The 26,866-nt window shown below is 71.3% G+C and carries 23 protein-coding genes; 13 read left to right on the forward strand and 10 right to left on the reverse strand.

Annotated features, from left to right (window positions below):
• Positions 1-102: 102 nt before the first annotated feature.
• Positions 103-597, reverse strand: a complete 495-nt coding sequence (locus tag AB0C84_RS27035) for a cupin domain-containing protein (RefSeq protein ID WP_361071691.1) — start codon at positions 595-597, stop codon at positions 103-105.
• 30 nt (positions 598-627) lie between these two features.
• Entirely contained in the window at positions 628-999 is a 372-nt protein-coding gene (locus AB0C84_RS27040) for a DUF4267 domain-containing protein (RefSeq protein ID WP_361071694.1), read from the reverse strand.
• Between the two features lie 90 nt (positions 1,000-1,089).
• Between AB0C84_RS27040 and AB0C84_RS27045 the strand changes: the two genes are divergently transcribed.
• Positions 1,090-1,662, forward strand: a complete 573-nt coding sequence (locus AB0C84_RS27045) for a TetR/AcrR family transcriptional regulator (RefSeq protein WP_361071697.1) — start codon at positions 1,090-1,092, stop codon at positions 1,660-1,662.
• Positions 1,663-1,687: 25 nt separating this feature from the next.
• Here AB0C84_RS27045 and AB0C84_RS27050 read toward each other — a convergent pair whose 3' ends face one another.
• Complete coding sequence (locus tag AB0C84_RS27050; RefSeq protein WP_361071700.1) at positions 1,688-3,175, reverse strand: tetratricopeptide repeat protein; 1,488 nt, start codon at positions 3,173-3,175, stop codon at positions 1,688-1,690.
• 179 nt (positions 3,176-3,354) lie between these two features.
• On the opposite strand from AB0C84_RS27050, the gene AB0C84_RS27055 reads away from it, so the two are divergent.
• Complete coding sequence (locus tag AB0C84_RS27055) at positions 3,355-4,911, forward strand: GMC family oxidoreductase N-terminal domain-containing protein (protein ID WP_361071703.1); 1,557 nt, start codon at positions 3,355-3,357, stop codon at positions 4,909-4,911.
• Here the strand turns inward: AB0C84_RS27055 and AB0C84_RS27060 are convergent.
• Positions 4,892-5,773 carry an alpha/beta hydrolase gene (locus AB0C84_RS27060; protein ID WP_361071706.1) on the reverse strand — a complete coding sequence of 294 codons (882 nt, stop codon included), beginning with the start codon at positions 5,771-5,773 and terminating at the stop codon, positions 4,892-4,894. The genes AB0C84_RS27055 and AB0C84_RS27060 overlap by 20 nt on opposite strands.
• A 162-nt stretch (positions 5,774-5,935) precedes the next feature.
• On the opposite strand from AB0C84_RS27060, the gene AB0C84_RS27065 reads away from it, so the two are divergent.
• Positions 5,936-7,327, forward strand: a complete 1,392-nt coding sequence (locus tag AB0C84_RS27065; RefSeq protein WP_361071709.1) for an aspartate aminotransferase family protein — start codon at positions 5,936-5,938, stop codon at positions 7,325-7,327.
• Between the two features lie 144 nt (positions 7,328-7,471).
• On the forward strand, positions 7,472-8,719 hold the full coding sequence (locus AB0C84_RS27070) for a cytochrome P450 (protein WP_258939226.1): 1,248 nt from the start codon (positions 7,472-7,474) through the stop codon (positions 8,717-8,719).
• A 7-nt stretch (positions 8,720-8,726) separates the two neighbouring features.
• Here the strand turns inward: AB0C84_RS27070 and AB0C84_RS27075 are convergent, their stop codons facing one another.
• The gene (locus AB0C84_RS27075; RefSeq protein ID WP_361071713.1) at positions 8,727-9,458 is read right to left on the reverse strand and encodes an SDR family oxidoreductase; all 732 of its coding nucleotides are present in this window, start codon (positions 9,456-9,458) and stop codon (positions 8,727-8,729) included.
• A 114-nt stretch (positions 9,459-9,572) separates the two neighbouring features.
• On the opposite strand from AB0C84_RS27075, the gene AB0C84_RS27080 reads away from it, so the two are divergent.
• The gene (locus AB0C84_RS27080) at positions 9,573-10,415 is read left to right on the forward strand and encodes a helix-turn-helix transcriptional regulator (protein WP_361071716.1); all 843 of its coding nucleotides are present in this window, start codon (positions 9,573-9,575) and stop codon (positions 10,413-10,415) included.
• A gap of 21 nt (positions 10,416-10,436) precedes the next feature.
• Here AB0C84_RS27080 and AB0C84_RS27085 read toward each other — a convergent pair whose 3' ends face one another.
• Positions 10,437-11,981: a long-chain fatty acid--CoA ligase gene (locus AB0C84_RS27085; RefSeq protein WP_361071719.1), complete on the reverse strand. Its 1,545-nt coding sequence runs from the start codon at positions 11,979-11,981 to the stop codon at positions 10,437-10,439.
• A gap of 274 nt (positions 11,982-12,255) precedes the next feature.
• Between AB0C84_RS27085 and AB0C84_RS27090 the strand changes: the two genes are divergently transcribed.
• Positions 12,256-12,870: a TerB family tellurite resistance protein gene (locus AB0C84_RS27090; RefSeq protein WP_179847123.1), complete on the forward strand. Its 615-nt coding sequence runs from the start codon at positions 12,256-12,258 to the stop codon at positions 12,868-12,870.
• Positions 12,871-13,099: 229 nt separating this feature from the next.
• Entirely contained in the window at positions 13,100-15,562 is a 2,463-nt protein-coding gene (leuS, locus tag AB0C84_RS27095) for a leucine--tRNA ligase (protein WP_361071912.1), read from the forward strand.
• Positions 15,563-15,781: 219 nt separating this feature from the next.
• On the opposite strand, the gene lexA is transcribed toward leuS, so the two are convergent.
• Entirely contained in the window at positions 15,782-16,468 is a 687-nt protein-coding gene (gene lexA / locus AB0C84_RS27100; protein WP_179847125.1) for a transcriptional repressor LexA, read from the reverse strand.
• Positions 16,469-16,644: 176 nt separating this feature from the next.
• Between lexA and AB0C84_RS27105 the strand changes: the two genes are divergently transcribed.
• From AB0C84_RS27105 to AB0C84_RS27115, 3 genes are all read left to right on the forward strand, one after another.
• Positions 16,645-16,980, forward strand: a complete 336-nt coding sequence (locus AB0C84_RS27105; protein ID WP_361071723.1) for a LysM domain-containing protein — start codon at positions 16,645-16,647, stop codon at positions 16,978-16,980.
• Positions 16,981-17,350: 370 nt separating this feature from the next.
• A complete protein-coding gene (nrdR, locus tag AB0C84_RS27110) occupies positions 17,351-17,824 on the forward strand; it encodes a transcriptional regulator NrdR (protein WP_141583086.1) in 474 nt (157 codons plus the stop codon).
• Positions 17,825-17,943: 119 nt separating this feature from the next.
• Complete coding sequence (locus AB0C84_RS27115) at positions 17,944-20,760, forward strand: vitamin B12-dependent ribonucleotide reductase (protein WP_179847127.1); 2,817 nt, start codon at positions 17,944-17,946, stop codon at positions 20,758-20,760.
• Positions 20,761-20,857: 97 nt separating this feature from the next.
• On the opposite strand, the gene AB0C84_RS27120 is transcribed toward AB0C84_RS27115, so the two are convergent.
• Positions 20,858-22,315, reverse strand: a complete 1,458-nt coding sequence (locus tag AB0C84_RS27120; RefSeq protein WP_361071727.1) for an MFS transporter — start codon at positions 22,313-22,315, stop codon at positions 20,858-20,860.
• A 99-nt stretch (positions 22,316-22,414) separates the two neighbouring features.
• Between AB0C84_RS27120 and AB0C84_RS27125 the strand changes: the two genes are divergently transcribed.
• The 3 genes from AB0C84_RS27125 to AB0C84_RS27135 all read left to right on the forward strand — a co-directional run bounded on the left by AB0C84_RS27125 (position 22,415) and on the right by AB0C84_RS27135 (position 24,999).
• Positions 22,415-23,026 carry a helix-turn-helix domain-containing protein gene (locus AB0C84_RS27125; protein ID WP_361071731.1) on the forward strand — a complete coding sequence of 204 codons (612 nt, stop codon included), beginning with the start codon at positions 22,415-22,417 and terminating at the stop codon, positions 23,024-23,026.
• A 9-nt stretch (positions 23,027-23,035) separates the two neighbouring features.
• A complete protein-coding gene (gene sigJ, locus AB0C84_RS27130; protein WP_361071734.1) occupies positions 23,036-23,977 on the forward strand; it encodes an RNA polymerase sigma factor SigJ in 942 nt (313 codons plus the stop codon).
• A gap of 86 nt (positions 23,978-24,063) precedes the next feature.
• On the forward strand, positions 24,064-24,999 hold the full coding sequence (locus tag AB0C84_RS27135) for an NAD(P)-dependent oxidoreductase (RefSeq protein WP_361071737.1): 936 nt from the start codon (positions 24,064-24,066) through the stop codon (positions 24,997-24,999).
• A gap of 69 nt (positions 25,000-25,068) precedes the next feature.
• On the opposite strand, the gene AB0C84_RS27140 is transcribed toward AB0C84_RS27135, so the two are convergent.
• A complete protein-coding gene (locus tag AB0C84_RS27140) occupies positions 25,069-25,767 on the reverse strand; it encodes a DoxX family protein (protein ID WP_361071740.1) in 699 nt (232 codons plus the stop codon).
• A gap of 98 nt (positions 25,768-25,865) precedes the next feature.
• Positions 25,866-26,762, reverse strand: a complete 897-nt coding sequence (locus AB0C84_RS27145; protein ID WP_361071743.1) for a serine hydrolase — start codon at positions 26,760-26,762, stop codon at positions 25,866-25,868.
• Between the last annotated feature and the right edge of the window lie 104 nt (positions 26,763-26,866).

Here is a 26,866-nt window from a genome sequence, read left to right on the forward strand (position 1 = left end):
GGGCGTCGCGATGGCGCGGTAGAAAGGACCGTTAAACGTGCCGTTAAGGCGCGTCATCAATACCGCGGGAAGTTGCCGACGGGCTCGTCGGCTTTCGGGGGGTCAGGCTCGCGCCTTCTCCCATGCCTCGCTGCTGAGGAAGTAGGTGTCGTAGATCTCCTGGACGTCCAGGAGGCTTTCGGGCGGGACCTTCCCGTAGGCGATGCGCTCCAGGTGGCGGAAGTACTCGAACCGCTCGACGCCGGGGGTGATGACGATGAGGATGTCGGCGTCCTCCCCGGGGGCGGCGGCGAAGGCGTGCGGCAGGCCGGGCGGGACGACGACGAGGTCGCCGCGTTCGGCGGTCACCACCTGCTCGCCCGAGAGGAGCTGGGCGGTGCCGTCCAGCATGTAGAACATCTCGGCGGAACCGTCGTGGCGGTGCGGTCTGGCGCCGTCCGCACCGGCGCCCAGGGTGACGCGCTGGGTGGACAGGGCGCCGCCGGTCGCTCCGCTGTCGGCCAGCAGCCGGATGGTGACGGGGGAGCGGCCGATCACCTCGGCCTCGGCGGAACGGACGATCACGGACTCGTCGAAGTCCGGTGAGATCAGCGACATGCGGTGGGCTCCTTCTCCGGGTCGGAGTGGTCAGATGGCGAACAGCAGGGCCGCGCTGACGAGCACGGCCACGGCGGTGGCGAAGTGGATGCCGAACGCGACGGCCTTGGTGCCGCCGTGGCGCAGCACGATCAGGGTGTCGCCGAGCGGCGCGATGGCCACGACCAGCATGTACCAGGCCGCGGCGTCGGCGTCGGCGAAAGCGATCAGGGCGAGGCCGAGGACGCCGAACGTCAGGTCGCGCAGCCCCTTGATCGTCAGGTAGGCGCCGTCGCCGTCGGCCTTGGCGGGGACGCCGTAGCCGGTGGCCGCGGCCTGGGGCGCCGTGAGGAACCGGACGCCGATGAGGACGCAGAACAGGGCGAGAACGACGGCCAGTCCGTAGGCGATAGGGGTGAGCATCAGCGTCTCCAGAAGTGCTAGCGGTGCTAGGAACGAGAACGACGCTAGCATAGCGTCGACAGAATGGCTAGCAATGCTAGGATCACTGCCATGTCGATCCAGGGACGCCGGGAGCGCGAGCGGGCCGAACGCGAGAAGCTGATCATCACGGCGGCGCGGGAGCTGGCCGAGAGCGAGGGGTGGGACGCGGTGACGACGCGGCGGCTCGCCGCGGAGATCGAGTACAGCCAGCCCGTCCTCTACAGCCATTTCAAGGGCAAGGGCGCCATCATGGCGGCGGTCGCGGTCGAGGGGTGCGCCGAGCTCGCGGCCGAGTTGCGGGCGGCGCGCACCGCGGCGCCCGGGCCCGGCGAAGCGCTGGCGGACGTCGCGGCGGCCTACACCGACTTCGCGGAGCGCAGGCCCGCCCTCTACGACGTGATGTTCGTCAGGGACGTCGACCTGCCGTTCGCGACCCCCGAGGCGCCGCCCGCGCTCCAGGAGGCCTTCGGCGAGCTGCGCGAGACCGTCCGGCCGTTCGCGGGCGGGGACGATGTGGACGTGCTCACCGAGACGTTCTGGAGCGGCATGCACGGGCTCCTCACCCTGATGCGCGACGGGCGCATGCACCGCGAGCACCACGAGCTGCGCGTGGCCGTCCTGCTCCGCCGCTTCGCCGCCTGATCCCGCCCGCCGCGGGCCGGGCCGGTCAGCCGGCGGTGGCGCGGCCCGCGCTGGTGGCCTTGATGAAGCCGTCGGGGGTGAAGGCGACCGTCACCTGCCCGCCCTGCGGGGAGATGCCCTCGACGATCTCCTCGGACTCCCTGATCCGGCACCCGTGGTGGGCGAGGTATCCGCTCACGACGCGGCGCTGCTCGGTGGGGAAGACCTCGGCGGCGGTCATCATCAAGCGCGTCGCCGAGAGCGGGTCGAACTCGGGCTTGGGGAGCGCGGGGTCGTCGACGTGGAAGTAGAACGAGCCCTTGCCGTCGTTCACGCGGCAGCTCTGCACGCCGCCGCCGCCGAGCAGCGCGGCGGCGGCGATGGCCATGGTGGTCGCGGCCTGGTGCGGTTCGGGGAAGCCGGACAAGTCCAGGCGTCCCGCCGCCAGCTCCGGGACGGCGTGGCGCTCGCCGTGCTCGCGGACGGCCGCCAGCGGTGCGACGGCGGGCACGCTCTCGCCGAAGTGCGGGTTGGCCCACGCCCACAGCCACGTGTCGCTCAGGTGCGAGAAGCTGCCGAGGAACGTCATGCCGTGGAAGGTGCGGCCGCCCGCGGTGAGGGTGCGCGCGTCGACGTCGAAGGCGATGTGAACCTCCCCGACGGCCTCGTTGAGGAGGTTCTGCCGCTGGATCGCCGCGGCCGACCCGGCGCTGGCGAACATGGTGAACTCCGGGCTGTAGCCGCTGAGCCCGTTCGGGAACTCCGTCCAGAACCGGGCGCGGGGCTCGTCGCCACGGCGGCGGTAGAGGTCGCCGAGCCTGCGGGCGGCCTGCTCGGCGCCGGCCTCCTGCACGGACCTGCGGAACCAGCCGATGGCGGTGTCCTGGTCCCCCGCCTGCTCGAAGTGCGCGCCGAGGCAGTAGGCGGCCTTGGGGTGCCCGAGGTCGGCGGCCTGCCGCCACGCCTGGAGCTGCCCCGCGGGGTCGCCCTTGTCCTGCCGCACGAACCCGAGGTTGAACGCGGCGCCGCCGTTGCCGCGTTCGGCGGCGCGGGTGTACCAGGTCTCCGCTGCGTCGAGGTCGCCCTTCCCGTCGTCGTCGTACAGCCGGCCGAGGTTGAAGGCCGCCTTGTCCGAGCCGAGATCCCATGCCCGGCGGAAGAAGCCCATGGCCTCCTCGACGTCGCCCCGGTTCTCCAGGAGGATGCCGAGGTTCAGGGTGCCGCCCGAGAACCCGCCCTCGGCGGACCGCCGGTACCAGCGTTCGGCGGCCTCCAGGTCGCCCGCCCGCTCCGCGCCGTAGCCGACCTCGAAGGCGCTCTCGGGGAGCCCCGCCTCGGCGGCGCGGCGCCACCACGCCAACGCCTCCCCGTCGTCGCCGCGTTCCGCCGCGATATGGCCGAGCTCGTGCGCGCCGCCCGGATGCCCCGCTTCGAACGCCTGCCGCAGCAACCGCTCGGCCTCCGCAAGGTCGCCGCCGCGTTTGGCCTCCATGCCGCGCTCGTACGGTTCGACTCCGGCCGGGTGTTCGGTCATCGCACGCCCCCTCTGGGTGATCACGGATTCACGGGATCGACGCCGCGCGCGCGATCCGGGTTCCATCGGCGCGTGAACAACCGAAACCGCTACGCACGCATGGACGGGCGGACCCTCTCGGTGGTAAGCCCGGGGGAGGAGCGGGCCGTGCCGCGGCCCGTGGAGAGCGGGAGCCCCCCATGGAACACGACTATGTCATCGTCGGCGCCGGGTCCGCGGGGTGCGCCCTGGCCGCCCGGCTCTCCGAGGACGCCTCCGTCACCGTCGCCCTCCTGGAGGCGGGCGGGCCGGACGACAAGAGCGAGATCCACATCCCGGCCGCGTTCCCGAAGCTCTTCAAGACCGAGTACGACTGGGACTACAGCACCGCCGCGCAGCCGGAGATGGACGGGCGCGAGCTGTACTGGCCGCGGGGGAGGATGCTCGGCGGGTCGTCCTCGCTGAACGCGATGATGTGGGTGCGCGGCCACTACGACGACTACGACGACTGGGACGTCCCCGGCTGGTCGTACGAGGACGTCGTCCCGTACTTCAAGCGGGTGGAGGGGCGCGTCGGCAGCAACAAGGGCGACGTGTACGGGACGTCCGGCCCGGTCACGATCTCCGAGCAGCGCAGCCCGAACGTGACGACGCGGGCGTTCCTGGAGGCGTGCGCCGCGTCCGGCCTCAACCGGCTGCCCGAGCTGAACGGCCCGTCCAACGAGGGGTACGCGCTGACGCCGGTCAGCCAGCGGCGCGGCAGGCGCTGCAGCGCGGCCGACGCGTACCTGCGCCCCGCGCGCAAGCGGCCCAACCTGACCGTCGTGACGGGCGCGCAGGTGTCGCGGGTTTTGATCGAGGACGGCCGCGCGACCGGCGTGGAGTACGGCGGGGAGCGCGTCACGGCGCGCCGCGAGGTCGTCCTGGCGGCGGGCGCCGTCGGGTCGCCGCACCTGCTGATGCTGTCCGGCGTCGGCGACCCCGAGCATCTGCGGAGCGCCGGTGTGGAGCCGCTCGTGGAGTCCCCTGAGGTGGGACGTCACCTCCAGGACCACCTGTCGGCCGGCGTCGTGCGGCACTGCCCGAGGAAGGTCACGCTCGCGGGCGCGGAGTCGCTGCCGAACATCGCCCGCTACCTGCTCGCGCGGCGCGGGCCGTTCACCTCCAACGTGGGCGAGGCGGTCGTCTTCACCAAGAGCGACTCCGCGCTGCACGCCCCCGACCTCGAACTGATCTTCGCGCCGGCGCCCTACGTCGCGCACGGGCTCACGCCGCCGACCGAGCACGGCGTGACGCTCGGCGTCGTGCTGCTGCGTCCCGAGTCGTCCGGGCGCGTCGCGCTCGCCTCCGCCGACCCGGCCGCGCCGCCGGTGATCGACCCCGGCTACCTGACGGAGGAGAGCGACCTGCGGCGGCTGATGCACGGCGTCCGCCGCGCGGAGGAGCTGCTGGCCTCCGACGCGCTCAGGCCCTTCGTCGGCGACGTCATGGAGCCGTACGTGGGGGCGGGTGACGAGGAGGCGCTGGCCGCGTACGTCCGGGGGCACGCCGAGACGCTCTACCACCCGACCGGCACGTGCCGGATGGGCACCGGCGCCGACTCCGTCGTCGACCCGGACCTGCGCGTCCGCGGCGTCGACGGGCTCCGGGTCGCGGACGTGTCGGTCCTGCCGCAGATCACCCGGGGCCACACCAACGCCCCCGCGATCATGATCGGCGAGAAGGCCGCCGACCTGATCAGGGCGCGAGCCAGCTGAGCACGCGCTCGTTCACCTCGGCGGGGCGGTCCAGCTGGAGGAAGTGGCCGGCGCCGCCGATCCGCTCGGCCCGCGACCCCGGCGGGAGGGCGGCCCGGACGGCGTCGAGGTCCACCGCGTCCGCGGCGAGACAGCCGTCCTCGGCGCCGTGCAGGTAGAGCACGGGGCGCTCGCCCACGACGGTGGTCGCTTGCTGCTCGGCCGCGTACCGGTCGACGAGCCGGGACGGGTCGAGCATCGCGCGGTAGTACCCGATCGCCGCCGCCGCGTTGGCGGGCGCGGAGAGGCACTCCATGACGCGGTCGACGTCCCCGGACCGGTCGCGGCCGTCCGCCGGGGACCAGTCGCGCCACAGCCCCTCGACGAACGCGCGGTTCAGGGCGAGCTCGGCGAGCGGCGTCTGGAAGACGAAGATGTAGAACGAGCGCTTGAGCTGCTCGTAGTCGAAGAACGCGGTCGTCATCACCGATATGGGCGGGACGGACAGGGCGACGGCCGTGCGCCAGCGGTCGGGGGCGGCGTTGGCGGCGCCGTAGGTGGCGAAGGCGCCCCAGTCGTGGCCGACGAGCACGGCGTCGGGGCCGCCGCCGAGGGCCTCGTGCAGGGCGACGGCGTCGGCGGCGAGCGCGCCGCTCTGGTACGCGCCGTCCTCGGGGACGGACGTGGGGGCGTAGCCGCGCATGAAGGGGGCCACGGCGCGGTATCCGGCGGCGGCCAGTTCCGGCATGAGGTGCCGCCAGGTGTGCGGGGAGTCGGGGAAGCCGTGCAGCAGCAGCGCCAGGGGCCCGTCCTGGGGGCCGGCGGCGAGGTATCCGAAGTCGAGCCCGTTGGCGTTGACCGATCCGGTCGTGATGTCGCCCATGTACGCCTCCTCGGTTCGCGGCGAACGGTACCCGCGGCTTGGCGGCGCGGGATCAGCGGGGCCCTTGCTCTTCGGATATCGGCGTATCGCCATGTGTTTACAGCGGATTCCGCAGTCACATAGCATCGATGCAACTGGATCGATCGCAGCGAGGGAAACGTGATGACGGAGTCGGACGTGACCAGCCAGCAGCACGACGCGATGCAGAGGGCGGCGCGCGACCATCTGTGGATGCACTTCGCGCGGCACGCGGCGTCCGGGGACGGCGGCGAGATCCCGGTGATCGTCCGGGGCGAGGGCCCCTACGTGTACGACTCGGCGGGCCGCCGCTACCTGGACGGGCTCGCCGGGCTGTTCACCGTCCAGGCCGGGCACGGGCGCGAGGAACTGGCGCAGGCCGCCGCCAAGCAGGCCGCCGAGCTGGCCTACTTCCCGATCTGGTCGTACGCGCATCCGAAGGCCGTCGAGCTGGCCGAGCGGCTCGCCGCCCTCGCGCCCGGCGACCTGAACCGCGTCTTCTTCACCACCGGGGGCGGCGACGCGGTCGAGAGCGCGTGGAAGCTCGCCAAGCACTACTTCAAGCTCACCGGGAAGCCGGGCAAGCACAAGGTGATCAGCCGCGCGGTCGCCTATCACGGCACCCCGCACGGCGCGCTGTCGATCACGGGCCTGCCGGGCCTGAAGGCGCCCTACGAGCCGCTGGTGCCGAGCGGCTTCCGGGTGCCGAACACCAACATCTACCGGGCCGCCCAGCACCGCGACGACCCCGAGGCGTTCGGCCGGTGGGCCGCCGACCGCATCGAGGAGGCCATCGAGTTCGAGGGCGCCGACACCGTCGCCGCCGTGTTCCTGGAGCCGGTGCAGAACGCCGGCGGCTGCTTCCCGCCGCCGCCCGGCTACTTCGAGCGCGTCCGCGAGATCTGCGACAGGCACGACGTCCTGCTGGTGTCGGACGAGGTGATCTGCGCGTTCGGCCGCCTCGGGACGATGTTCGGCGCGCAGCGCTTCGGCTACACGCCCGACATCATCACCTTCGCCAAGGGCGTGACGTCCGGGTACGCGCCGCTCGGCGGGATGCTCGTCGCCGACCGCCTGTTCGAGCCGTTCAGGGGCGGGACGGAGATGTTCGCGCACGGCTACACCTTCGGCGGGCACCCGGTGTCGGCCGCGGTGGCGCTGGCCAACCTCGACCTGTTCGAGCGCGAGGACCTGACCGGGCACGTCACGCGCAACCGGGACGCGTTCCGGGGCACGCTGGAGCGGCTGCGCGACCTGCCGATCGTCGGGGACGTGCGCGGCGACGGCTACTTCTACGGGATCGAGCTGGTGAAGGACCAGGACACGCGCGAGACGTTCGACGACGAGGAGTCCGAGCGCCTGCTGCGCGGGTTCCTCGACAAGGCCCTCTACGAGGCGGGCCTGTACTGCCGGGCCGACGACCGCGGCGACCCCGTCGTCCAGCTGGCGCCGCCGCTGATCTGCGACCAGGGGCACTTCGACGAGATCGAGCAGATCCTGCGCTCGGTCCTCCAGGAGGCGTGGACGCGGTTGTGAGGGCCGTCGGGCCCGGGCGCGCGCTCCGGGCCCGGCGGACTAATGTGAGGCGCGTCACCCGGCCGTCAGTGTGCGCTTGCATCTTTACTTTGAGAGGGTGCATGTAAACCGAATCGGGTTCGGACGTGACGAGGTGGTGGGCGCGTGCTCAAGGTCGACGACATCAACCTGACGGACTGGGAGTTCTGGCGGCGGCCGCACGACTACCGGCACGAGGCCTTCAAGGCGCTGCGCTGGCACGCCGGCCTCATCCGCTACGAGGAGCCGGACATCGTCATCGCCCCCCAGGGCCCCGGCTACTACGCGCTGACCCGGCACGCCGACGTCGTCGAGGCGTCCCGCCGCCCGCAGGACTTCTGCTCCGGCCGGGGCGCCATCAGCATTCCGGACATGCCGGGCGACATGCACGAGTACTTCGGCTCGATGATCAGCATGGACGACCCCCGGCACGCCAAGATCAGGCGGATCGTGTCCCGGGCGTTCTCGCCCCGCATGATCCAGCGGTTCGAGGACCGGGTCGAGGCGGTCGCGGGCCAGATCGTCGAGAACGTCGCGGCGGGCGGCGGCACGGGCGACTTCGTCGCGGACGTGGCCGCCCGGCTCCCCCTGAAGATCATCTGCGACATGATGGGGATCGCGGAGGAGCAGTACGGGACCGTCCTGGACGCCACGAACGTCATCCTGGCGGGCAACGACCCCGAGTTCATCCCGTCCGCGGAGCCGGAGCAGATGGCGATGGCGCTGCTCGGCGCCGGCGAGACGCTGCGCGGCCTGGTCGAGGAGCTCGGGCGGCGGCGCCGCGCGAACCCCACCGACGACCTCACCTCCGCCCTGGTGAACGCCAACCTCGACGGCGAGTCGCTGACCGACCAGGAGCTCGGCTCGTTCTTCATCCTGCTGGTCGTCGCCGGAAACGAGACCACCCGCAACGCGATCGCCCACGGCCTCGACCTGTTCACCCGCAACCCCGACCAGCGGGCCCTGCTCGTCGAGGACTTCGACGCCCGGATGCCCGGCGCGGTCGAGGAGATCGTCCGGTACGTCTCGCCGGTCATCTGGATGCGCAGGACCGCGACCCGCGACACCGTGCTGAACGAGCACGAGATCAAGGAGGGCGACAAGCTCGTCCTCTACTACTGGTCGGCCAACCGGGACGAGTCGGTCTTCACCGACCCGGAGCGGTTCGACATCCTGCGCGACCCGAACCCGCACGTCGGGTTCGGCGGGCCCGGGCCGCACTTCTGCCTCGGCGCGCACCTGGCCAGGCGCGAGATCACCGTGATGTTCCGCGAGCTGCTGCGCCGCACCCCCGCCCTGCGCGCCGCGGGCGACCCCGACCGCCTGGAGTCCAACTTCATCAACGGGATCAAGCGCCTGCCCTACACGATCTGAGCCCGGACTACCAGGGCAGGGGGCCGTCCTCGGCGAGGAACGCGCCCGTCGGGCCGCCGTCGCCGAGGAGGGCCACCCCGGCGATCACGGACGCCCCCTGCTCCGGCGTCCGGTGCCCGGCGTGCTCGTTGAGATCCGTCGCGCAGTACCCGGGCGTGGTGGCGTTCACCGTGATCGAGGTTCCGGCCAGCTCCTTGGCGTAGGCGACGGTGACGGCGTTCAGCGCCGACTTGGACGCGTTGTACGGCAGCAGGTTGACGCCGTGCACCGGGCTGGACGGGTCGCCGTGCAGCGTCAGCGAGCCGAGCTCGCTGGAGACGTTGACGATCCGCCCGGCGGGGGAGCGGCGCAGCAGCGGAAGCATCGCGTTGGTGACCGCGACGACGCCGAACACGTTGGTCTCGAACGCGGTCCGGACCAGGTCCGGCGCCGTCCGGCTCGGCGGGAAGCCGGTCGCCCCCGTCGTGGTGATCCCGGCGTTGTTGACCAGGATGTCGAGCCGGCCGAACTCGGCGTCGATCCACCGGGCGGCGGCCTCGACGGTGTCGGCGTCGGTGACGTCCAGCCGGACGAACCGGGCGTCGATCCCCTCGGCGGCGAGCGCGGCGGCGGCCGGCCCGCCACGCTCGGCCGAACGCGCCCCGAGCAGGACGACGGCGCCGCCGCGGCCGAGGGCGCGGGCCGTCTCGAAGCCGATGCCCTTGTTGGCTCCGGTGATGAGTGCGATCTGTGTCGTCATGCCGTCCAGGTTTCCCGGCGGCGTCCGGGCTGAGGAGAGACCGCCCGAAGCTGGGATCGGCCGTACCACCCTCGAACCGGCGGCCGCCCCACCGGATCGGACATGCTGGAGGACATGGACAGACAGGAGATGGCGGTGTTCCTGCGGTCCCGGCGGGCCCGCATCCGGCCCGCGGACGTCGGGCTCCCGGGAGGGACGCGCCGCCGGACCCCCGGTCTGCGCCGGGAAGAGGTCGCGCGACTGGCCGGGATGTCGGTGGACTACTACATCCGGCTGGAGCAGGGGCGCGGGCCCCGCCCGTCGAGGCAGATCCTCGGTGCGCTGGCGCGCGCGCTGAGGCTGACCGACGACGAGCGCGCCTACCTCCACGGCCTCGCCGGCGAGGCGCCGGAACCGCCGAGCGGCCCTTCGCAGGACGTCCCGCCGGGCATCGTCCACCTGCTCGAACGGCTGGACGACACGCCCGCCTACGTGCTGAGCGCCCGGCAGGACATCATCGCCTGGAACCCGCTCGCGGCGGCGCTCATGACCGACTTCGCCGCGATGGCGTCCCAGGACCGCAACGTCGTCCGCTGGCTGTTCACCGGCCCCGACATCGAGCGGTACGGCGCCGACGAGCACGTCACGCGGTTCGCCCGCGGACTGGTGGCCGACCTGCGGGCGGCGTTCGGCCGGTATCCCGCCGACGCCGGCATCGCCGCGCTGGTCGCCGAGGTCGCCGGCCACAGCGCGCTGTTCGCCCGGCTCTGGGACGAGGGCGAGGTCGGCGTCAGGCGCGGCAGCCGCAAGCGCATGAGGCATCCCGTCGTCGGCGAGCTGGACATGCACTGCGACGTCCTGTACGTCCCGGAGCGCGACCAGCGGGTCGTCCTCTACACGACCACGCCGGGCACGCCGTCGCACGAGGCGATGAAACTGCTGCGCGTCGTCGGGACCCAGGACCTCGGCATCCGCTGAGGCCCCGGGTCCCGCGCGCGGTCAGCGCAGCTCGCGCTTGAGGATCTTGCCGGTGGCCGTCATCGGCAGCTCGTCCCGGAACTCGACGATCCGCGGGTACTTGTAGTTCGCGAACTGCTCCTTGCCCCACGCGACCAGCTCGTCCTCGGTCACGGAGGCGCCGGGCGTGCGGATCACGTAGGCCTTGACCTCCTCGCCGTGCGAGGGGTGCGCGACGCCCACGACCGCGGCCAGCGAGACCTCCGGGTGGCTCATCAGGACCTCTTCCAGCTCCCGCGGGTACACGTTGTACCCGCCCCGGATGATCATGTCCTTGGAGCGGTCGATGATGTAGTAGTAGCCGTCCTCGTCGCGACGGGCCACGTCACCGGTGCGGAACCAGCCGTCCCTGATGGAGCTTTCGGTCGCCTCGGGCCGCCCGTGGTAGCCCTTCATGATGTTGTGGCCCCGGATGGCGATCTCGCCGGGCCCCTCGCCCTCGATCTCCTTCCAGTCGTCGTCGATCAGCTTCATCTCCACGCCCCACACCGGCAGGCCGATCGAGCCGGGCCTGGTCGGACGGTCCGGCCGGTTGAACGAGGCCACCGGCGACGTCTCCGACAGCCCGTAGCCCTCCAGGACGTCCACGCCGAACTTGGTCTTGATCCCCTTGAGGACCTCCATCGGCAGCGCCGACCCGCCCGACACCGCGACCCGCAGGTTCTCCCGGATCGCCTCGATGTCCTCGTCGGAGGTCTCGTCGGTCAGCAGGCCCCAGTACATCGTCGGGACGCCCGCGAAGATGTTCACCTTCTCCTTGACCATCAGCTCGACGGCCTGCCGGGCGTCGAACCTCGCCTGCATCACGAGCGTCGCCCGCCGGTAGAGGCCGACGTTCATCACGCAGGTCTGCCCGAAGATGTGGAACAGCGGCAGCGTGACCAGCGAGGTGTCGTGCAGCGTCCGGTAGAAGAGGGTGTCGTCCACCATCGCGTTCATCAGCAGGTTGCTGTGCGTGAGCTCGGCGCCCTTCGGCTGCCCGGTCGTCCCGCTGGTGTAGATGATCACGGCGGTGTCGCCCGGGCCGGTGCGGGCCGTCTCGAAGGTGCCCGGCTTCCCCGCGAGCGCCGCCCAGAACAGCTCGGCCCCCTCGACCGGGGACTCGGCGGCGGACGGGTCGGCGGGCAGCAGGAAGAGGTGCTCGCACCCCTCGGCCTGCTCGAACCCGGCGCGCCCCATCTCGCCGAGCGGAAGCTCCGGCGTCCCCTCGAAACAGAAGAACGCCTTGGCCCCGGAGTCGCCGAGGTGGTAGGCGATCTCCCGCGGCTTCAGCAGCACGTTCAGCGGGACGACCACCGCCCCCGCCTTGAGCACCCCGAAGTACACCATCGGGAAGTACGGGAGGTTCGGGCTGGAGAGCGCCACCTTGTCGCCCGGCCCGATGCCGCGCTCGCGCAGCAGGTTCGCGACCTGGTTCGCGACCTGGTCGAGGAAGGAGTAGGACAGCCGGAGGTCGCCGAACACGACGGCGTCGCGGTCGGGCGTCTCCCGGGCGGCGTCCTCCAGCAGCACGGACAGGTTGAGCATGGCACTCCTCGCGCGGAAAGGTGACCGGCCGGTTAGTTACCGACGAGTGTATGAATTGTTCCGCACATCCTGCTGCACGGGGCTCGTCCGGCGCCATCATTCGCAGGCTTTGACGTGGCGTTTCCGTCATCGCGACGGCGCCGCGGTGGGGCGGGGGCCGTCCCCGGCGCCATGACCGGATCCGGCCCGTCCGCGCGGGCGCCGGGCCCGCGCCGGATGCCGGCCGCCCGGCGGCGCTAGCATGTGCCGCTGCAGCGAGAAAGGGTGCGCGATCTTGATCATCTTCGGCTGGCGGGTGGTGTTCTTCACCCTGACCAGGGGAACCTTCCACTGCCCCGGGTGCGGCGGCGACCGCGAGTACCGCCGCCGGCAGGGGCGCAACTTCTTCACGCTGTTCTTCATCCCGGTCATACCGCTGACGAAGGCCGGCGGCGAGTTCGTCGAGTGCGACACCTGCAAGGGCCGCTGGAACCCCGCCGTGCTCGACGTGCCGACGACCGCGCAGCTCGCGCAGATGCCCGCGATGCTGCTGCGCATGGCCATCGCCCAGGTCCTGCGCTCCGGCGACTACACCAACGCGGCCGCCCGCTCCCGCGCCGTCTCCGTCGTCCGGCAGGCCGGCGAGCCCGGGTACGACGAGCCCGCCCTGGACGCCGACCTCGGCCGTCCCTTCGACGAGGTCCGCGTCGAGATGGCGCGCGCCGCCTCGGCCCTCGCCCCCGAGGCGCGGGAGAGCATCCTGCGTGCCGCCGCCGAGATCGCGCTGGTCGACGGCCCGCTGACCGTCTCCGAGGAGGAGACGCTGTCCGCCGTCGGCGCCGACCTGGAGCTGACCCGCGTGCAGGTGACCGGCGTCGTGTCCATGGCCCGCCAGGAGTCGGGGCACTAAGTCGCGGCAAGCGGGGTTGCGGTTGCGCTACCCTTTGAGGTATGCCAGCCAGGCTGCTCCTCGAAGGACCGCGTTGACGCACTGACGTCAGCGTGGTGGCCCCTCCTGTGCGAGGGGCCGTTTCATGTCGGCGGACGGCCACGACCCAGCAGCAGGAACCGGAGTCAGAAGCGTGAGCAGCGACGTTCCCCACCGCGCAACGCCGGAGGGTGCAGGGGGGGCGTCCCCCCTGCACGACGGGTACGACCCACGGGCGGTTCAGGACAAGTGGCAGGCCCGCTGGGAGGAGCTCGACCCGTTCAAGGCGGACGAGAAGGGCACCGCCGAGGAGCGCCGCTACGCCCTGGACATGTTCCCCTACCCCAGCGGCGACCTGCACATGGGCCACGCGGAGGCGTTCGCCATCGGCGACGTCGTTGCGCGCTACTGGTTCCAGCGCGGCTTCAACGTCCTGCACCCGATCGGCTGGGACTCCTTCGGCCTGCCCGCCGAGAACGCCGCCATCAAGCGCGACTCGCACCCGGCCGAGTGGACGTACGCCAACATCGAGACGCAGGCGGCCTCCTTCCACCGCTACGCGCCGTCCTTCGACTGGACCCGGCGCCTGCACACCTCCGACCCCGAGTACTACAAGTGGACGCAGTGGCTGTTCCTGCGCTTCTACGAGCGGGGCCTGGCCTACCGCAAGGGCGGCCACGTCAACTGGTGCCCGAAGGACCAGACCGTCCTCGCCAACGAGCAGGTCGTCGGCGGGCACTGCGAGCGCTGCGGCGCGCTGGTCGAGAAGCGCGTGCTGACCCAGTGGTACTTCAAGATCACCGAGTACGCGGACCGGCTGCTGGACGACATGGCGCAGCTGGAGGGCAAGTGGCCCGAGCGCGTCCTGCTGATGCAGCGCAACTGGATCGGCCGCTCCACCGGCGCCGACGTCGACTTCGTGATCGAGGGGCGCGACGAGCCCGTCACCGTCTACACCACTCGCCCCGACACCCTGTACGGCGCGACGTTCATGGTCGTGGCCGCCGACGCCGCGCTGGCCGAGGAGATCTGCCACCCCGACCACCGCGCCGCGTTCGAGGCCTACCGCGACGAGGTCTCCCGCGAGAGCGAGATCGAGCGGCTGTCCACCGAGCGTGAGAAGACCGGCGTCTTCCTGGGCCGCTACGCGGTCAACCCGGTCAACGGCGAGCGGCTGCCCGTCTGGACGTCCGACTACGTCCTGGCCGAGTACGGACATGGCGCGATCATGGCCGTCCCGGCGCACGACCAGCGCGACCTGGACTTCGCGCTGAAGTTCGGGCTGCCCGTCCGCGTCGTCGTCGAGACCGGCCTGGCCGACCCCGCCGAGACCGGCGTCGCCACCCCCGGCGACGGCGCGATCGTCAACTCCGGCCCCATCGACGGGCTGACCAAGGCCGACGGCATCGCCCGCATCACCGGGCTCCTGGAGGAGCGCGGCGCCGGCCGCGCGTCGGTGAACTTCCGGCTGCGCGACTGGCTGGTGTCCCGGCAGCGGTTCTGGGGCTGCCCGATCCCGATCGTGCACTGCGAGGCGTGCGGCGAGGTCCCCGTCCCCGACGACCAGCTGCCCGTGACCCTGCCCGAGGGCCTGCGCGGCGCCGACCTGGCCCCCAAGGGCACCTCGCCCCTGGCCGCCGCGTCCGACTGGGTCAACACCGAGTGCCCCAAGTGCGGCGGCGCCGCCACCCGCGACACCGACACCATGGACACGTTCGTCGACTCGTCCTGGTACTACTTCCGCTACTGCTCGCCCGGCTACGAGGGCGGCCCGTTCGATGTCGAGCAGGTCCGCAAGTGGATGCCGGTCGACCAGTACACGGGCGGCGTCGAGCACGCGATCCTGCACCTGCTGTACAGCCGGTTCTTCACCAAGGTCCTGTACGACATGGGCATGGTCGACTTCACCGAGCCCTTCACCCGGCTGCTGAACCAGGGCCAGGTGATCAACCAGGGCAAGGCGATGTCGAAGTCGCTGGGCAACGGCGTCGACCTGGGCGAGCAGATCGGCGAGTTCGGGGTGGACGTCGTCCGGCTGGCGATCCTGTTCTCCGGCCCGCCCGAGGACGACATCGACTGGGCCGACGTGTCCCCGCACGGCATGTCGAAGTTCCTGTCCCGCGTGCACCGGATCGCCGCCGAGGTCGCCTCCCCGCCCGGAGCGGACGTCACCTCCGGCGACACGGCCCTGCGCCGTGCCACGGCCCGCACGGTCGACGAGGCCACCACGCTGGTCGAGACGCAGCGGTTCAACGTCGCCATCGCGCGGATCATGGAGCTGGTCACCGCGACCCGCAAGGCCATCGACTCCGGCCCCGGCGCCGCCGACCCGGCCGTCCGCGAGGCCGCCGAGGCGATCGCGGTCCTGCTGTCGCTGTTCGCCCCCTACACCGCCGACGAGGCGTGGGAGCTGCTGGGCCGCACCGCGCCGGTGGTCCGCGCGGGCTGGCCGTCCGCCGACCCGGCGCTGCTGGTCGAGGAGTCGGTCACCTGCGTCGTGCAGGTCGCCGGCAAGGTCCGCGACCGCCTGGACGTCCCGCCCGGCATCGCCGAGGAGGAACTGGAGCGCCGGGCCCTGGCCTCGGTCAAGGTCCAGGACGCCCTGGCCGGTGCCGACATCGCCAAGATCATCGTTCGCGCCCCCAAGATCGTCAACATCGTCCCCAAGCGCTGACCACGGCCGACGCCGTGCCGCTCCCACCCGAGCGGCGCGGCAACCCGCACACCCACCCGCCGCACAGCACCACGCCTCGCAGAAGCGTCCGCTCCACAAGGCTGTGCTCCGCAAGGCCCCGTTCCGGGGGAGCGTGCGCTGTGGGGAAGCACTCCGCAAGGGGGTGGGGCGCGCGGGAGCGGCCGCCGGAGGGGCTCCGGCGGCCGCTGAAAGCCTGCGTCACATCTTGCGGAGGACCGCCACGACCCGGCCGAGGACGGACGCCTCGTCGCCGGGGATCGGCTCGTAGGCGGGGTTCTGGGGCATCAGCCAGATGTGGCCGTCGTCGCGGCGCTTGAACGTCTTGACCGTGGCCTCGCCGTCGATCATGGCGGCCACGATGTCGCCCTGCTCGGCCACCGGCTGCTGCCGCACGACCACCCAGTCACCGTCCGCGATCGCGGCCTCGATCATCGAGTCGCCGGTGACCTTCAGCAGGAAGTGGGTGCCCTCGCCGACGAGCTGCTTCGGCAGCGTGAAGACGTCCTCGACGGCCTCCTCGGCGAGGATCGGGCCACCGGCGGCGATGCGGCCGACGAGCGGCACGTAGGCGGGCGCGGGCTGCCCCGAGGACGGCTCGTAGGCCTCCTCGTGCGTGCGCACCGGCGTCGTGCCCGGCACCCGGACCTCGACCGCGCGCGGCCGGTTGGGGTCGCGACGCAGGAAGCCCTTGCGCTGGAGCGCCCGGAGCTGGTGCGACACGCTGGACGTGCTGGTCAGCCCCACGGCCTCGCCGATCTCGCGCATCGAGGGCGGGTACCCGCGGCGCTGGACCGAGTCACGGATCACCTCCAGCACCATGCGCTGTCGCTGGGTCAGGCCCGTCTCGTCCATCGGCCCGTCGGGCAGCTCCCGGACCTTGCTCATCGCTCGTCGCCTCCCGGGCGCCTCGATCCGTCACTCCTTGTCATGGAACGCTATCGCGTCCAGGCCCGATGATCAAACAATTGTTCGAAGATGTGCTCGCTTTTTGCGGACGGCCCCTGGTAGAACATCGTACAGGTGTTCGATCGAAAATGCATTCGAAGTCGAGGAGGGGAGAGATGTCGGGTTCACCCCACAGTGACCGTCCCCCGATCCGCCTGACCCGCCGGGGCCGCGCCGTCCTGGTCGCCTTCGCCGCCACGGTGACCCTCATTCTGCTCTGGCTCAACGTGGGTCCGGGCGCTTTCGCCGGTTCCGGGGCAGGCCACGGGGGCCCGTCCCGCCCCGCCGCGACGGTCGTCGTCGAGCCCGGCGAGACCCTCTGGGACATCGCGTCCGCCGCCGATCCCGGCAGTGACCCGCGCATCGTGGTGCAACGCATCATCGATCTCAACGGCCTGGCCGGCGATCCCACCGTCCATCCCGGGCAAGAACTCAGGCTTCCCTCAAGCTGACCGGGCGCCTCCCGCCTCCGCCACGCTCGGTCACCACCGAGCGGCATCCGGGGCGCCCGTCGAACGATGCGACGTCCCCCTCTCGCCGACTGGCCGCGGGGGTGTCTTGCTGGGACTTCGGCCTGTCGGAGGTTACCGGGAGGGGCCTGTTGGCGGCGGTCGGTGACGACACGCCCGGAGGGAAAAACGAGGTGTCGAACATGACCTGCGCGGACGGGGCGGATGTGACGCAGGAGGCTCGCGACCAGGTTGCGAACGAGTCCGGTGAGCCCTACGGTTGACCACAACATCTAGTAGTCACATCGATGTAGTTCCCTATATATGGCGCTATCATCGGTGTAAGTCGTTTGCGTCAGGGGAGGGATTGAACGTGCACTGCCCGTTCTGTCGCAACCCCGACACCAAAGTGATCGACAGCCGTTCGACCGACGACGGGGGCGCCATTCGGCGTCGCCGGTCGTGCTCGGAATGCGGCAAGCGATTCACGACGCAGGAGAATGTGCTCGTGATGGTGGCCAAGCGCAGCGGGGTCACCGAGCCGTTCTCCCGGGAAAAGATCATCGCCGGTGTGCGCAGGGCCTGCCAGGGCCGTCCGGTCGACGAGGATGCGCTCGCGAAGCTGGGGCAGCGGGTCGAAGAGGCGATCAGGTCGTCCGGGTCCGCGGAAATCCCCTCGCACGAGATCGGCCTCGCGATCCTGGGGCCGCTCGGCGAACTCGACGAGGTCGCCTATCTGCGATTCGCCTCGGTCTACCGAAGCTTCGAGTCGCTGGACGACTTCGCCAAGGAGATCGAAGCACTGCGGAAGGCCGGTTCCTCGGGGGAGCCCGGCCCGTCCCGGTAGGGACGGTTCCGGAAACACATCAGCACAAGTAAAGGGCGTCTCCGCGCGGGCATGGCCCGTGCGGCGGCGTGGTTGTTCCTGGACAGGGCCCGGCGGGAGGGTCCGAGAGGGGGAAGGTCATGACGGAGACGGTGAGCGGCTCGGCGGCGCGGCGCGGCAAGGGGGTCCGCAAGGGGCTGAAGATGGAGCGCATCTTCACCACGCCCGGCGTGCACCCGTACGACGAGATGCGCTGGGAGCGTCGTGACGTCGTCATGACCAACTGGCGCGACGGCTCGGTGAACTTCGAGCAGCGCGGCGTCGAGTTCCCCGACTTCTGGTCGCTGAACGCCGTCAACATCGTCACGTCCAAGTACTTCCGCGGGGCGGTCGGCACGCCGCAGCGGGAGTGGAGCCTGAAGCAGCTCGTCGACCGTGTCGTCCGGATGTACGTGGACACGGGCCTCAAGGAGGGCTACTTCGCCTCCGAGGAGGACGCCGAGATCTTCGACCACGAGCTGAAGTACGCGCTGGTCCACCAGCTGTTCAGCTTCAACTCCCCCGTGTGGTTCAACGTCGGCACCAAGTCCCCGCAGCAGGTCTCGGCGTGCTTCATCCTGTCGGTGGACGACACGATGGAGTCGATCCTGGAGTGGTACAAGGAAGAGGGCGTGATCTTCAAGGGCGGCTCCGGCGCCGGCCTGAACCTCTCCCGCATCCGCTCCAGCCGGGAGCTGCTGTCCTCGGGCGGGACGGCCAGCGGCCCGGTGTCGTTCATGCGCGGCGCCGACGCGTCCGCCGGAACGATCAAGTCGGGCGGCGCGACCCGCCGTGCCGCCAAGATGGTCGTGCTGGACGTCGACCACCCCGACATCGGGGAGTTCATCGAGACCAAGGCGCGCGAGGAGGACAAGATCCGCGCGCTGCGGGACGCCGGGTTCGACATGGACCTCGGCGGCAAGGACATCGGCAGCGTCCAGTACCAGAACGCCAACAACTCCGTCCGGGTGTCGGACGAGTTCATGCACGCCGTGGAGTCGGACGGCGAGTTCGCGCTGCGCGCCCGGATGACCGGCGAGGTCGTCGAGACGATCAAGGCCAAGGAGCTGTTCCGGCTCATGGCCAAGGCGGCGTGGGAGTGCGCCGACCCCGGCATCCAGTACGACGACACGATCAACGACTGGCACACCAACCCCGAGACCGGGCGGATCACCGCGTCCAACCCCTGCTCGGAGTACATGAGCCTGGACAACTCGTCCTGCAACCTCGCGAGCATCAACCTGCTGAAGTTCCTCACCCCCGAGGACGCGTTCGACGTCGCGAGGTTCGTCAAGCTCACCGAGCTGATCATCACGGCGATGGACATCTCCATCACGTTCGCCGACTTCCCGACGGAGAAGATCGCGCAGACGACCCGCGACTACCGGCAGCTCGGTATCGGCTACGCCAACCTGGGCGCGCTGCTGATGGCGACCGGGCACGCCTACGACTCCGAGGGCGGACGGTCCCTCGCCGCGGCGATCACGTCGCTGATGACGGGCGTCGCCTACCGCCGCTCGGCCGAGATCGCGGGCGTGGTCGGCCCGTACGCGGGCTACGCCCGCAACGCCGAGGGCCACAAGCGCGTCATGCGCAAGCACGCCGCCGCCAACGACGACATCCGCACGCTGGACGCGACGGACAAGGCGATCCACGCCGCCGCGGCCAAGCAGTGGGCGGACTGCCTGAAGGCCGGCGAGAAGAACGGCTACCGCAACGCGCAGGCCAGCCTGCTCGCCCCCACCGGGACGATCGGCCTGATGATGGACTGCGACACCACCGGCATCGAGCCCGACCTCGCGCTGATGAAGTTCAAGAAGCTCGTCGGCGGCGGCTCCATGCAGATCGTCAACCACACGGTGCCGCGCGCCCTGAAGCAGCTCGGCTACCAGCAGGAGCAGATCGAGGCGATCGTCGAGTACATCTCCGAGCACGGCCACGTCGTGGACGCGCCCGGGCTGCGCCCCGAGCACTACGAGGTGTTCGACTGCGCGATGGGCGAGCGGACGATCAGCCCGATGGGGCACGTCCGGATGATGGCGGCCGTCCAGCCGTTCCTGTCCGGCGCGATCTCCAAGACCGTCAACATGCCGGAGCAGGCCACCATCGAGGACATCGAGAAGGTGTACTTCGAGGGCTGGCGGCTCGGCCTGAAGGCCCTGGCGATCTACCGCGACAACTGCAAGGTCGGCCAGCCGCTGTCGGCCGCGGGCAAGAAGGAGCAGCCGGTGGCGGCGGCGCCCGCGGAGACGACGCCGCGCCCCGTCCGCAGGCGGCTGCCGAAGCAGCGGCCCGCGACCGTGACCCGCTTCTCCGTGGCGGGCGCCGAGGGGTACATGACCGCCTCGTCCTACCCGGACGACGGCGTCGGCGAGGTCTTCCTCAAGCTCGGCAAGCAGGGCTCCACGCTCGCCGGCGTGATGGACGCCTTCTCCATGGCGATCTCCATCAGCCTCCAGTACGGCGTCCCGCTGGAGACGTGGGTGGAGAAGTTCACCAACATGCGCTTCGAGCCGGCGGGCATGACCGACGACCCGGACATCCGCATGGCGACCTCGGTGATGGACTACATCTTCCGCCGCCTGGCGCTGGACCACCTCCCGTACGAGGAGCGCGCCGAACTCGGCATCTTCACCGCCGAGGAGCGCTCGATGCAGGCCAACGGCGAGGACCCCGCCGCCCTGCACGCCGAGGAGGAGGTCGACCGCGAGTCGCTGGCGCAGTCCGCCGAGATCGCCCGGCCGTCGGCGCCCGCCCCGGCCGCCGGCGGTGAGGCCCGCTCGTCCATGGAGGTGATCGAGAGCCGCCAGGGCCGCACGGCCGACGCGCCGCTCTGCCTCACCTGCGGCACCAAGATGCGCCCGGCGGGCAGCTGCTACGTCTGCGAGGGCTGCGGCTCCACCAGCGGCTGCAGCTGATCCAGGGCCGGTGACGGCTGCGTAGCTCCCGGTCAGAGCGGGGTATCGGAGACAGTCCGGTACCCCGCTCTCGCTTTCGCTGGTCATACGGCCGTCATCAGAGGGGCGGTTCGGGCGCGGAATCCGGACGGGCCTTCATGGTCAGGGCCAGCAGAATGGTGCAGGCGGTGAACGCTGCTCCGACGGTGAAGGCCGTAGTCGCCCCCTTGGTGAAGACGTGGTGGCCTGCGCCGTGCGCCGTGCGGGTGGCGGCCCCGAACGCGGTGACGAGGATGGCCAGCCCCAGCGCGCCGCCGATCTGCTGCATGACGTTGAGCAGGCCGGAGGCGGCGCCGGCGTCCTCCGCGTGGACGCCGGAGGTCAGCACGGTGGTGATCCCGACCAGCAGGGTGCCCATGCCGAGGCCGGCGACGAGTGTCGGACCGAGCAGCGATCCCGCGTACCCGGCCGACGGTGTCAGCCGGGCCAGCCAGAGGAGGCCCACGGTGATGGCCGCGGCGCCGGAGGCGGTGAGCGTCTTCGCTCCGAGGCGGGGCAGCAGCCGAGCGGAGGCGTTCGAGGAGATGAGGATCAGGACGGTCAGCGGCACGAACGCGAGGCCGGCCTTCAGCGGGTCGTAGCCGCGGATCTGCTGCAGGAACTGGGTGAGGAAGAAGAACATGCCGTTGCCCGCGGCCATGACGAACAGCAGGCCGAGGTAGCCGGCGGCCCGGTCGCGGTCGGCGAACAGCCGCAGCGGAGTGATCGGCTGCCGGGCACGGGCCTCGGTGGCCACGAACAGCGCGAGCAGGATGGCGGCCGCGCTGAGCGCGCCGAGGGCGACCGGGTCGCCGAAGTCCTGCTCGGCGGCGCGGATGAAGCCGAAGACGAGCGCGGTCACGCCCAGGGTCGAGGCCAGCGAGCCGGCGAGGTCGAAGTGGCCGGGTCGGCGGTCGGTCTCAACGATGAACAGCGGGGCCGCGGCGAGCAGAACGGCGCCGATCGGCACGTTGATGAACAGGACCCAGCGCCAGGAGATCCAGTCGGTGAGCATTCCGCCGGCGATCAGGCCGAGGGCGGCGCCGGAGCCGGAGACGGCCGCGTAGGCGCCGAGTGCCCGGCCTCGCGCGGCCTGCCCGGGGAAGCCGGTGGTGATCAGGGCGAGCACGGTCGGTGCGGCGACGGCAGCGCCGATCCCCTGCCCGGCGCGGGCGGCGAGCAGCATCCCGGCCGAGGTCGACAGCCCGCCGGCCAGTGAGGCGGCGGTGAACACGGCGACTCCGCCGATGAGCGCCCGCCGCTGGCCGAAGATGTCGCCGACGCGTCCGCCGAGGAGGAGCAGCCCGCCGAAAGCCAGCATGTAGGCGTTCAGCACCCACGACAGATCGGCGGGGGAGAAGGCCATGTCGCGCTGGATGCGGGGCAGGGCGATGTTCACCACGCTGGTGTCGAGGACGAACATCGTCTGGCAGATCAGCACGATCGCCAGCACGAGGCCCGGACGGCGCTGCGATCCGGGCGGATCAGGCAGACGGGCGCCCTCCGTCGTCGGCGTGGGCAGAATCTCTTCGGTCATGACGCTCCTCGCGGCGGTGAGAGGTAAACGAGGAGGTTCCTCGTTACAAGCCCGGTACATTATGAGGAGGTTCCTCGTTTAGCAACCGGCGGAGGGTTCATGACGAACGGGCGGGCGAACGGGCGGGCGCCGCGCAAGGACGCGCGGCGCAACTACGACCGGCTGCTCACGGCGGCACGGGCGGCGTTCGGCGAGCAGGGCGTCGGCACGTCCCTGAACGACATCGCGCGTAGAGCCGGCGTCGGGAACGTGACCCTCTACCGGCACTTCCCGACCCGCCAGGCTCTCCTGGAGGCACTACTGGGGGAGAGCCTGCGCGGACTGCGCGTCCGCTCGGACGCCCTGCTCACCGCCGCCATGCCCGGCGACGCGCTGGCCAGGTGGTTCGAGGCCGCGGTGGAGCATGCGATGACCTACCGCGGCCTGGTCGACGCCCTCGTCGACAGCCTCGCCGATCCGGAATCGGACCTGCACGCCAGTTGCCAGGCCATGAAAGCAGGCGGGGCGCAGTTGCTGGCGCGCGCCCAGCAGGCCGGAGCCGTCCGGCCTGACGTCGACGACTCCGCGCTCTTCTCGCTTGTCGCGGCGGTCGCCTGGGCCGTGGAACGAGCACCTGGGGACCGCGAGCAGATCCTGGCCGTCCTGTTCGACGGACTCCGCCCCGCTGTGGGACCCGTACGCGGTGGTGGCGGCGCCTCAGGCCGAGATTAGGATCGGCTCATGCCTTTGACAGGGGAGGACGTCGACCGGTTCGAGGTGGCGCGGCCCCGTCTGGAGGCCATCGCCTACCGTCTCCTCGGCTCCGCGGACGAGGCACAGGACCTCGTTCAGGAGACGTTCCTGCGCTGGCAGGCCGCCGACGTCGCCCGCGTGGAGGTCCCGGAGGCCTGGCTGACGAAGGTGCTCACCAACCTGTGCCTCAACCAGCTCGCCTCCGCACGGGCACGGCGCGAGACCTACGTGGGCCAGTGGCTCCCCGAGCCGCTGCTCGCGGGGGACCCGATGCTCGGCCCGGCCGGCACCGCTGAGCAGCGCGAATCGGTGTCGTTCGCGGTTCTCACCCTCCTGGAGCGGCTGTCCCCCCGCGAACGGGCCGTCTACGTGCTGCGGGAGGCCTTCGACCACCCGCACCGGGAGATCGCCGAGATCCTCGACATCACCGAGGCCGCCAGCCAGCAGATCTTCCACCGCGCCAGGAAGCACGTCGCCGACGGCAGGGCCCGCCGGGAGATCGATCAGGCCGCCGCCCGCCGGATCGTCGAGGAGTTCCTCGCGGCCGCCGCCAGCGGCCAGACCGATGAGCTCGTACGGCTGCTCACCAAGGACGCCATCTCCATCGGCGACGGCGGAGGCAAGGTCCCGGCACGCGCCAAGGCGTTCGAGGGCGCCGCCGCGGTCGCGAAGTTCGTGCGGACCCTCCTCAGGCCCGCCGAGGCCAAACGCGCCATCGTCGGCGGCTCGTCCGAGATCTACGCCTGGGTCGCCAACGGAGAACCCGCCGTCGTGGCCGTCGTGGACGGCCGGGTCGTCGCCATCATGTGCCTGGAGGTCACAGCCGAGGGGATCACTGCCTGCCGTACCCAGGCGAACCCCGACAAGCTCGAACGCGCGACCGAGCAGTGGGCGGCGGCCGACCATGCGGAGCCTCTGCTCACGGTGTGACGCACGACACGTCCGGCCGCTGTCAGCAATCGGCGGGCCGTCCGGTTCAAGAGTCGAACCCGAACCGGACGGCAGAGGAGCCGACAATGAGAGTCCTGGTAGCAGGAGCGACCGGAGCGATCGGCAGGGAACTCCTGCCCCGTCTGATCGAGGCGGGCCACGAGGTGTTCGCCATGGTCCGCGGCGAATCCGGAATGTCCGAGGCGACGCGGATGGGCGCGGAGCCGGTCGTCGCCGACGCGCTCGACCGCGCCCAGGTCGAGGCGGCCGTGCGGCAGGCGGCCCCGGAGGTGATCGTCCACCAGTTGACCGCCATCGGGCACGTCGACACCCGCCACTTCGAGCGCACCTTCGCCGCCACCGACCGGCTGCGGACCGAGGGCACCGACAACCTTCTCGCGGCCGCGCGCGCCGTAGGAGTGCGGCGGTTCGTCGTCCAGAGCAACGGGGCGTTCACCTACGACCGGACCGGCGGGCCGGTCAAGAGCGAGGACGACCCCCTGGACCGCTCGCCGATCGCCCAGATGACCTCGATGATCGCAGCGATCGGGCATCTGGAGAAGGCCGTGCTGGACGCCGACTGGACCGAGGGGATCGTGCTGCGCTACGGCGCGTTCTACGGGCCCGGCACCTCCATGGCCCCGGGGTCCGAGCAGTTCGAGATGATCCGCAAGCGCAGGTTCCCGATCGTCGGCGACGGCGGCGGGGTGTGGTCGTTCGTCCACATCGCCGACGCCGCGGAGGCCACGCTCGCGGCGGTGGAGAACGGAGGCCGCGGTGTCTACAACATCGTCGATGACGACCCCGCCCCGGTCTCCCAATGGCTGCCGGAGCTGGCGGCGATGCTCGGCGCCAGGAAGCCGATGCGCGTGCCGCGGTTCGTCGGACGGCTCGCCGCCGGAGAGGCCGGCGTCGTGCTCATGACCGAGCTGCGCGGCGCGTCCAACGCCAAGGCCAAGCGCGAACTGGGCTGGCACCCGGCACACCCGAGCTGGCGTCAGGGACTCCAGGCCGGGACGTGACCCGCTGCTCGCCGTTCGGTGTTCGCAGAGAGAGAGGGACCGACTTCGGTCAGTCCCTTCTCGCCTGGTTCAGGACGGTGTGTCGGTGTCGTCGGCGGGACGCTTGGACGGCTGGGTGGTCGAGGCGCGGCGGCGCTGGGCCGGCTTGCGGCGGCCGGCCACCAGCACGTCGTCGGGGTCGTCGGCGGGCTTGTCCGGTTTCTCGGACGGGTCCGGGGCGGGGATCGCGGGCGGTTTGGGGGAGCGGCGCGGCTTCTTCGCGGGCTTCAGCTCGGCCTGGCGCAGCGACTCCACGAACTTCGCCGCGTCCTCCTCGTCCTCGTCGCCCGGGCTGCCGGGGCGGCGGAGGCGCTTCGCGACGACCCACTGGTCGAGGGTCAGGCGGCCGCCGCCGCCCGCCGCGAACAGCAGGCTGACCATGGCGAGCGCGAGGACCAGTTCGTAGCCGTTCTGGACGCTCTCGCCGTCCACCATGAACAGGCCCCGGTCCGCGTGGACGAAGACGAACGCGCCCGCCATGTCGATGAAGAGCAGGGCCCCGGTGAGCGGCAGGCCGAGCCCGACGATCAGCGCCGCCCCGCCGAGGAGTTCGACGAACGCGGAGTAGACGGCCGCGACGGTCGGCACCGGCACGCCGAGGGCGTCGAACGAGCGGCCCGTCGCGGTGACCCCCGCCTCGATCTTCTGCCAGCCGTGCGCCATGAAGACGATGCCCACGCCTAGCCGCGCCAGGACGGCGACGACGTCGTACAGCGGACGAGTGCGCATGCCAGCGGCTCCTTCGGCGGGAGGGACGGGCCCTGGTTCGACGGAGAGTATGACGGCCCCGGCGCGGATCTCGCGAACATCGCAGGTGAACGGGCCGCTCAGGTTTCGATGGAGGCGCGGGCGAGGGCCGCGGCGACGGTTTTGCAGGCGTGCTCGACGCTCTCGACGCCGTCCCGCATCGTGGCGTCGCGTTCGGAGAGGGCGGCGATCAGGAAGGTGCGGCCCGCGGCGCGGACGATGCCGATGCTGTTGACCGTCCAGGCCCCGCCGTGCCTTTCGCGGGGGAGCCAACCGTTCTTGACCTCGGCGCCGGTCCCCGCCGCGCTGACTCCCCATGCCTGCTCCGGCTCGACGTCCCCCATCAGGTGACGGACGAAGCGGCGGCTTGCGGAGCTGAGCGGACTGCCCGCGGACGTGAGAGCGGTCAGCAGCCGGATCTGGTCGGCGGCGCTCGTCGTGGTCGAACCCCAGGAGCCGCCGGGGCCGGGCTCGGTGTCGCGCAGGCCCAGCGTCCTGTTGGCGGAGGCGAGGCCGTGCGCGCCGCCGATGGACCGCCACAGTTCGCTGGCGGCGTCGTTGTCGCTGACCTTGATCGCACGCTCGGCCAGGGCCTCCTCCGTCGACGTCAGCGCGCGTCGCTCGTGCTGGGCCCGGAGGAGCAACGCCATGACGATGTCGACCTTGACGATGCTGGCCGTCGCCGTGCGCAGGCTCTCGCCGTAGGAGTAGGAGAGGCCGGTGGACGCCTCGCGCACCGAGATCGCCAGATCGCCGGACCTGCCGTCCAGGTACCGGCGGAGTGTGCGGGTGAGTTCCTCGCGCTGGGAACGGGTGAAGGTGGGCGTCGTCGGATGCCGCCTCGGGGCCGGGGTCGTCGCGGTCGTCTTGGTCATTTCAGGGACTCTGGGGGGCTCGTAGACGAACGCCGTGGAGCCGGCCACGAGTATCGCGGTCGCGGCGAGCACCGCGCAGGCGAGAAGCACGGCCCGTCTCATCGACGCCGTCCTGCGTCGGAATCCATGATCGGGAGTCTCGTGAGCCGGCTGTTACCCCTGCGTTAGCACCCGCGAGGGCGTAATAGTGGCCTCACATGGCTGGC

Source organism: Actinomadura sp. NPDC048955 (assembly GCF_040649435.1).
Classification (GTDB): Bacteria; Actinomycetota; Actinomycetes; order Streptosporangiales; family Streptosporangiaceae; genus Spirillospora; species Spirillospora luteofluorescens.

Excerpts from the sequence above, each read along its gene's own strand:
- lexA (WP_179847125.1), bottom strand. The coding sequence starts at position 16,468 with ATGAGCAAGGTCCGGGAGCTGCCCGACGGGCCGATGGACGAGACGGGC.
- AB0C84_RS27055 (WP_361071703.1), top strand. The coding sequence starts at position 3,355 with ATGGAACACGACTATGTCATCGTCGGCGCCGGGTCCGCGGGGTGCGCC.
- AB0C84_RS27135 (WP_361071737.1), top strand. The coding sequence starts at position 24,064 with ATGAGAGTCCTGGTAGCAGGAGCGACCGGAGCGATCGGCAGGGAACTC.
- AB0C84_RS27075 (WP_361071713.1), bottom strand. The coding sequence starts at position 9,458 with ATGACGACACAGATCGCACTCATCACCGGAGCCAACAAGGGCATCGGC.
- AB0C84_RS27060 (WP_361071706.1), bottom strand. The coding sequence starts at position 5,773 with ATGGGCGACATCACGACCGGATCGGTCAACGCCAACGGGCTCGACTTC.
- AB0C84_RS27125 (WP_361071731.1), top strand. The coding sequence starts at position 22,415 with ATGACGAACGGGCGGGCGAACGGGCGGGCGCCGCGCAAGGACGCGCGG.
- AB0C84_RS27080 (WP_361071716.1), top strand. The coding sequence starts at position 9,573 with ATGGACAGACAGGAGATGGCGGTGTTCCTGCGGTCCCGGCGGGCCCGC.
- AB0C84_RS27085 (WP_361071719.1), bottom strand. The coding sequence starts at position 11,981 with ATGCTCAACCTGTCCGTGCTGCTGGAGGACGCCGCCCGGGAGACGCCC.
- AB0C84_RS27035 (WP_361071691.1), bottom strand. The coding sequence starts at position 597 with ATGTCGCTGATCTCACCGGACTTCGACGAGTCCGTGATCGTCCGTTCC.
- AB0C84_RS27140 (WP_361071740.1), bottom strand. The coding sequence starts at position 25,767 with ATGCGCACTCGTCCGCTGTACGACGTCGTCGCCGTCCTGGCGCGGCTA.
- AB0C84_RS27145 (WP_361071743.1), bottom strand. The coding sequence starts at position 26,762 with ATGAGACGGGCCGTGCTTCTCGCCTGCGCGGTGCTCGCCGCGACCGCG.
- AB0C84_RS27120 (WP_361071727.1), bottom strand. The coding sequence starts at position 22,315 with ATGACCGAAGAGATTCTGCCCACGCCGACGACGGAGGGCGCCCGTCTG.
- AB0C84_RS27040 (WP_361071694.1), bottom strand. The coding sequence starts at position 999 with ATGCTCACCCCTATCGCCTACGGACTGGCCGTCGTTCTCGCCCTGTTC.
- AB0C84_RS27105 (WP_361071723.1), top strand. The coding sequence starts at position 16,645 with ATGTCGGGTTCACCCCACAGTGACCGTCCCCCGATCCGCCTGACCCGC.
- sigJ (WP_361071734.1), top strand. The coding sequence starts at position 23,036 with ATGCCTTTGACAGGGGAGGACGTCGACCGGTTCGAGGTGGCGCGGCCC.
- AB0C84_RS27045 (WP_361071697.1), top strand. The coding sequence starts at position 1,090 with ATGTCGATCCAGGGACGCCGGGAGCGCGAGCGGGCCGAACGCGAGAAG.
- AB0C84_RS27115 (WP_179847127.1), top strand. The coding sequence starts at position 17,944 with ATGACGGAGACGGTGAGCGGCTCGGCGGCGCGGCGCGGCAAGGGGGTC.
- AB0C84_RS27050 (WP_361071700.1), bottom strand. The coding sequence starts at position 3,175 with ATGACCGAACACCCGGCCGGAGTCGAACCGTACGAGCGCGGCATGGAG.
- AB0C84_RS27065 (WP_361071709.1), top strand. The coding sequence starts at position 5,936 with ATGACGGAGTCGGACGTGACCAGCCAGCAGCACGACGCGATGCAGAGG.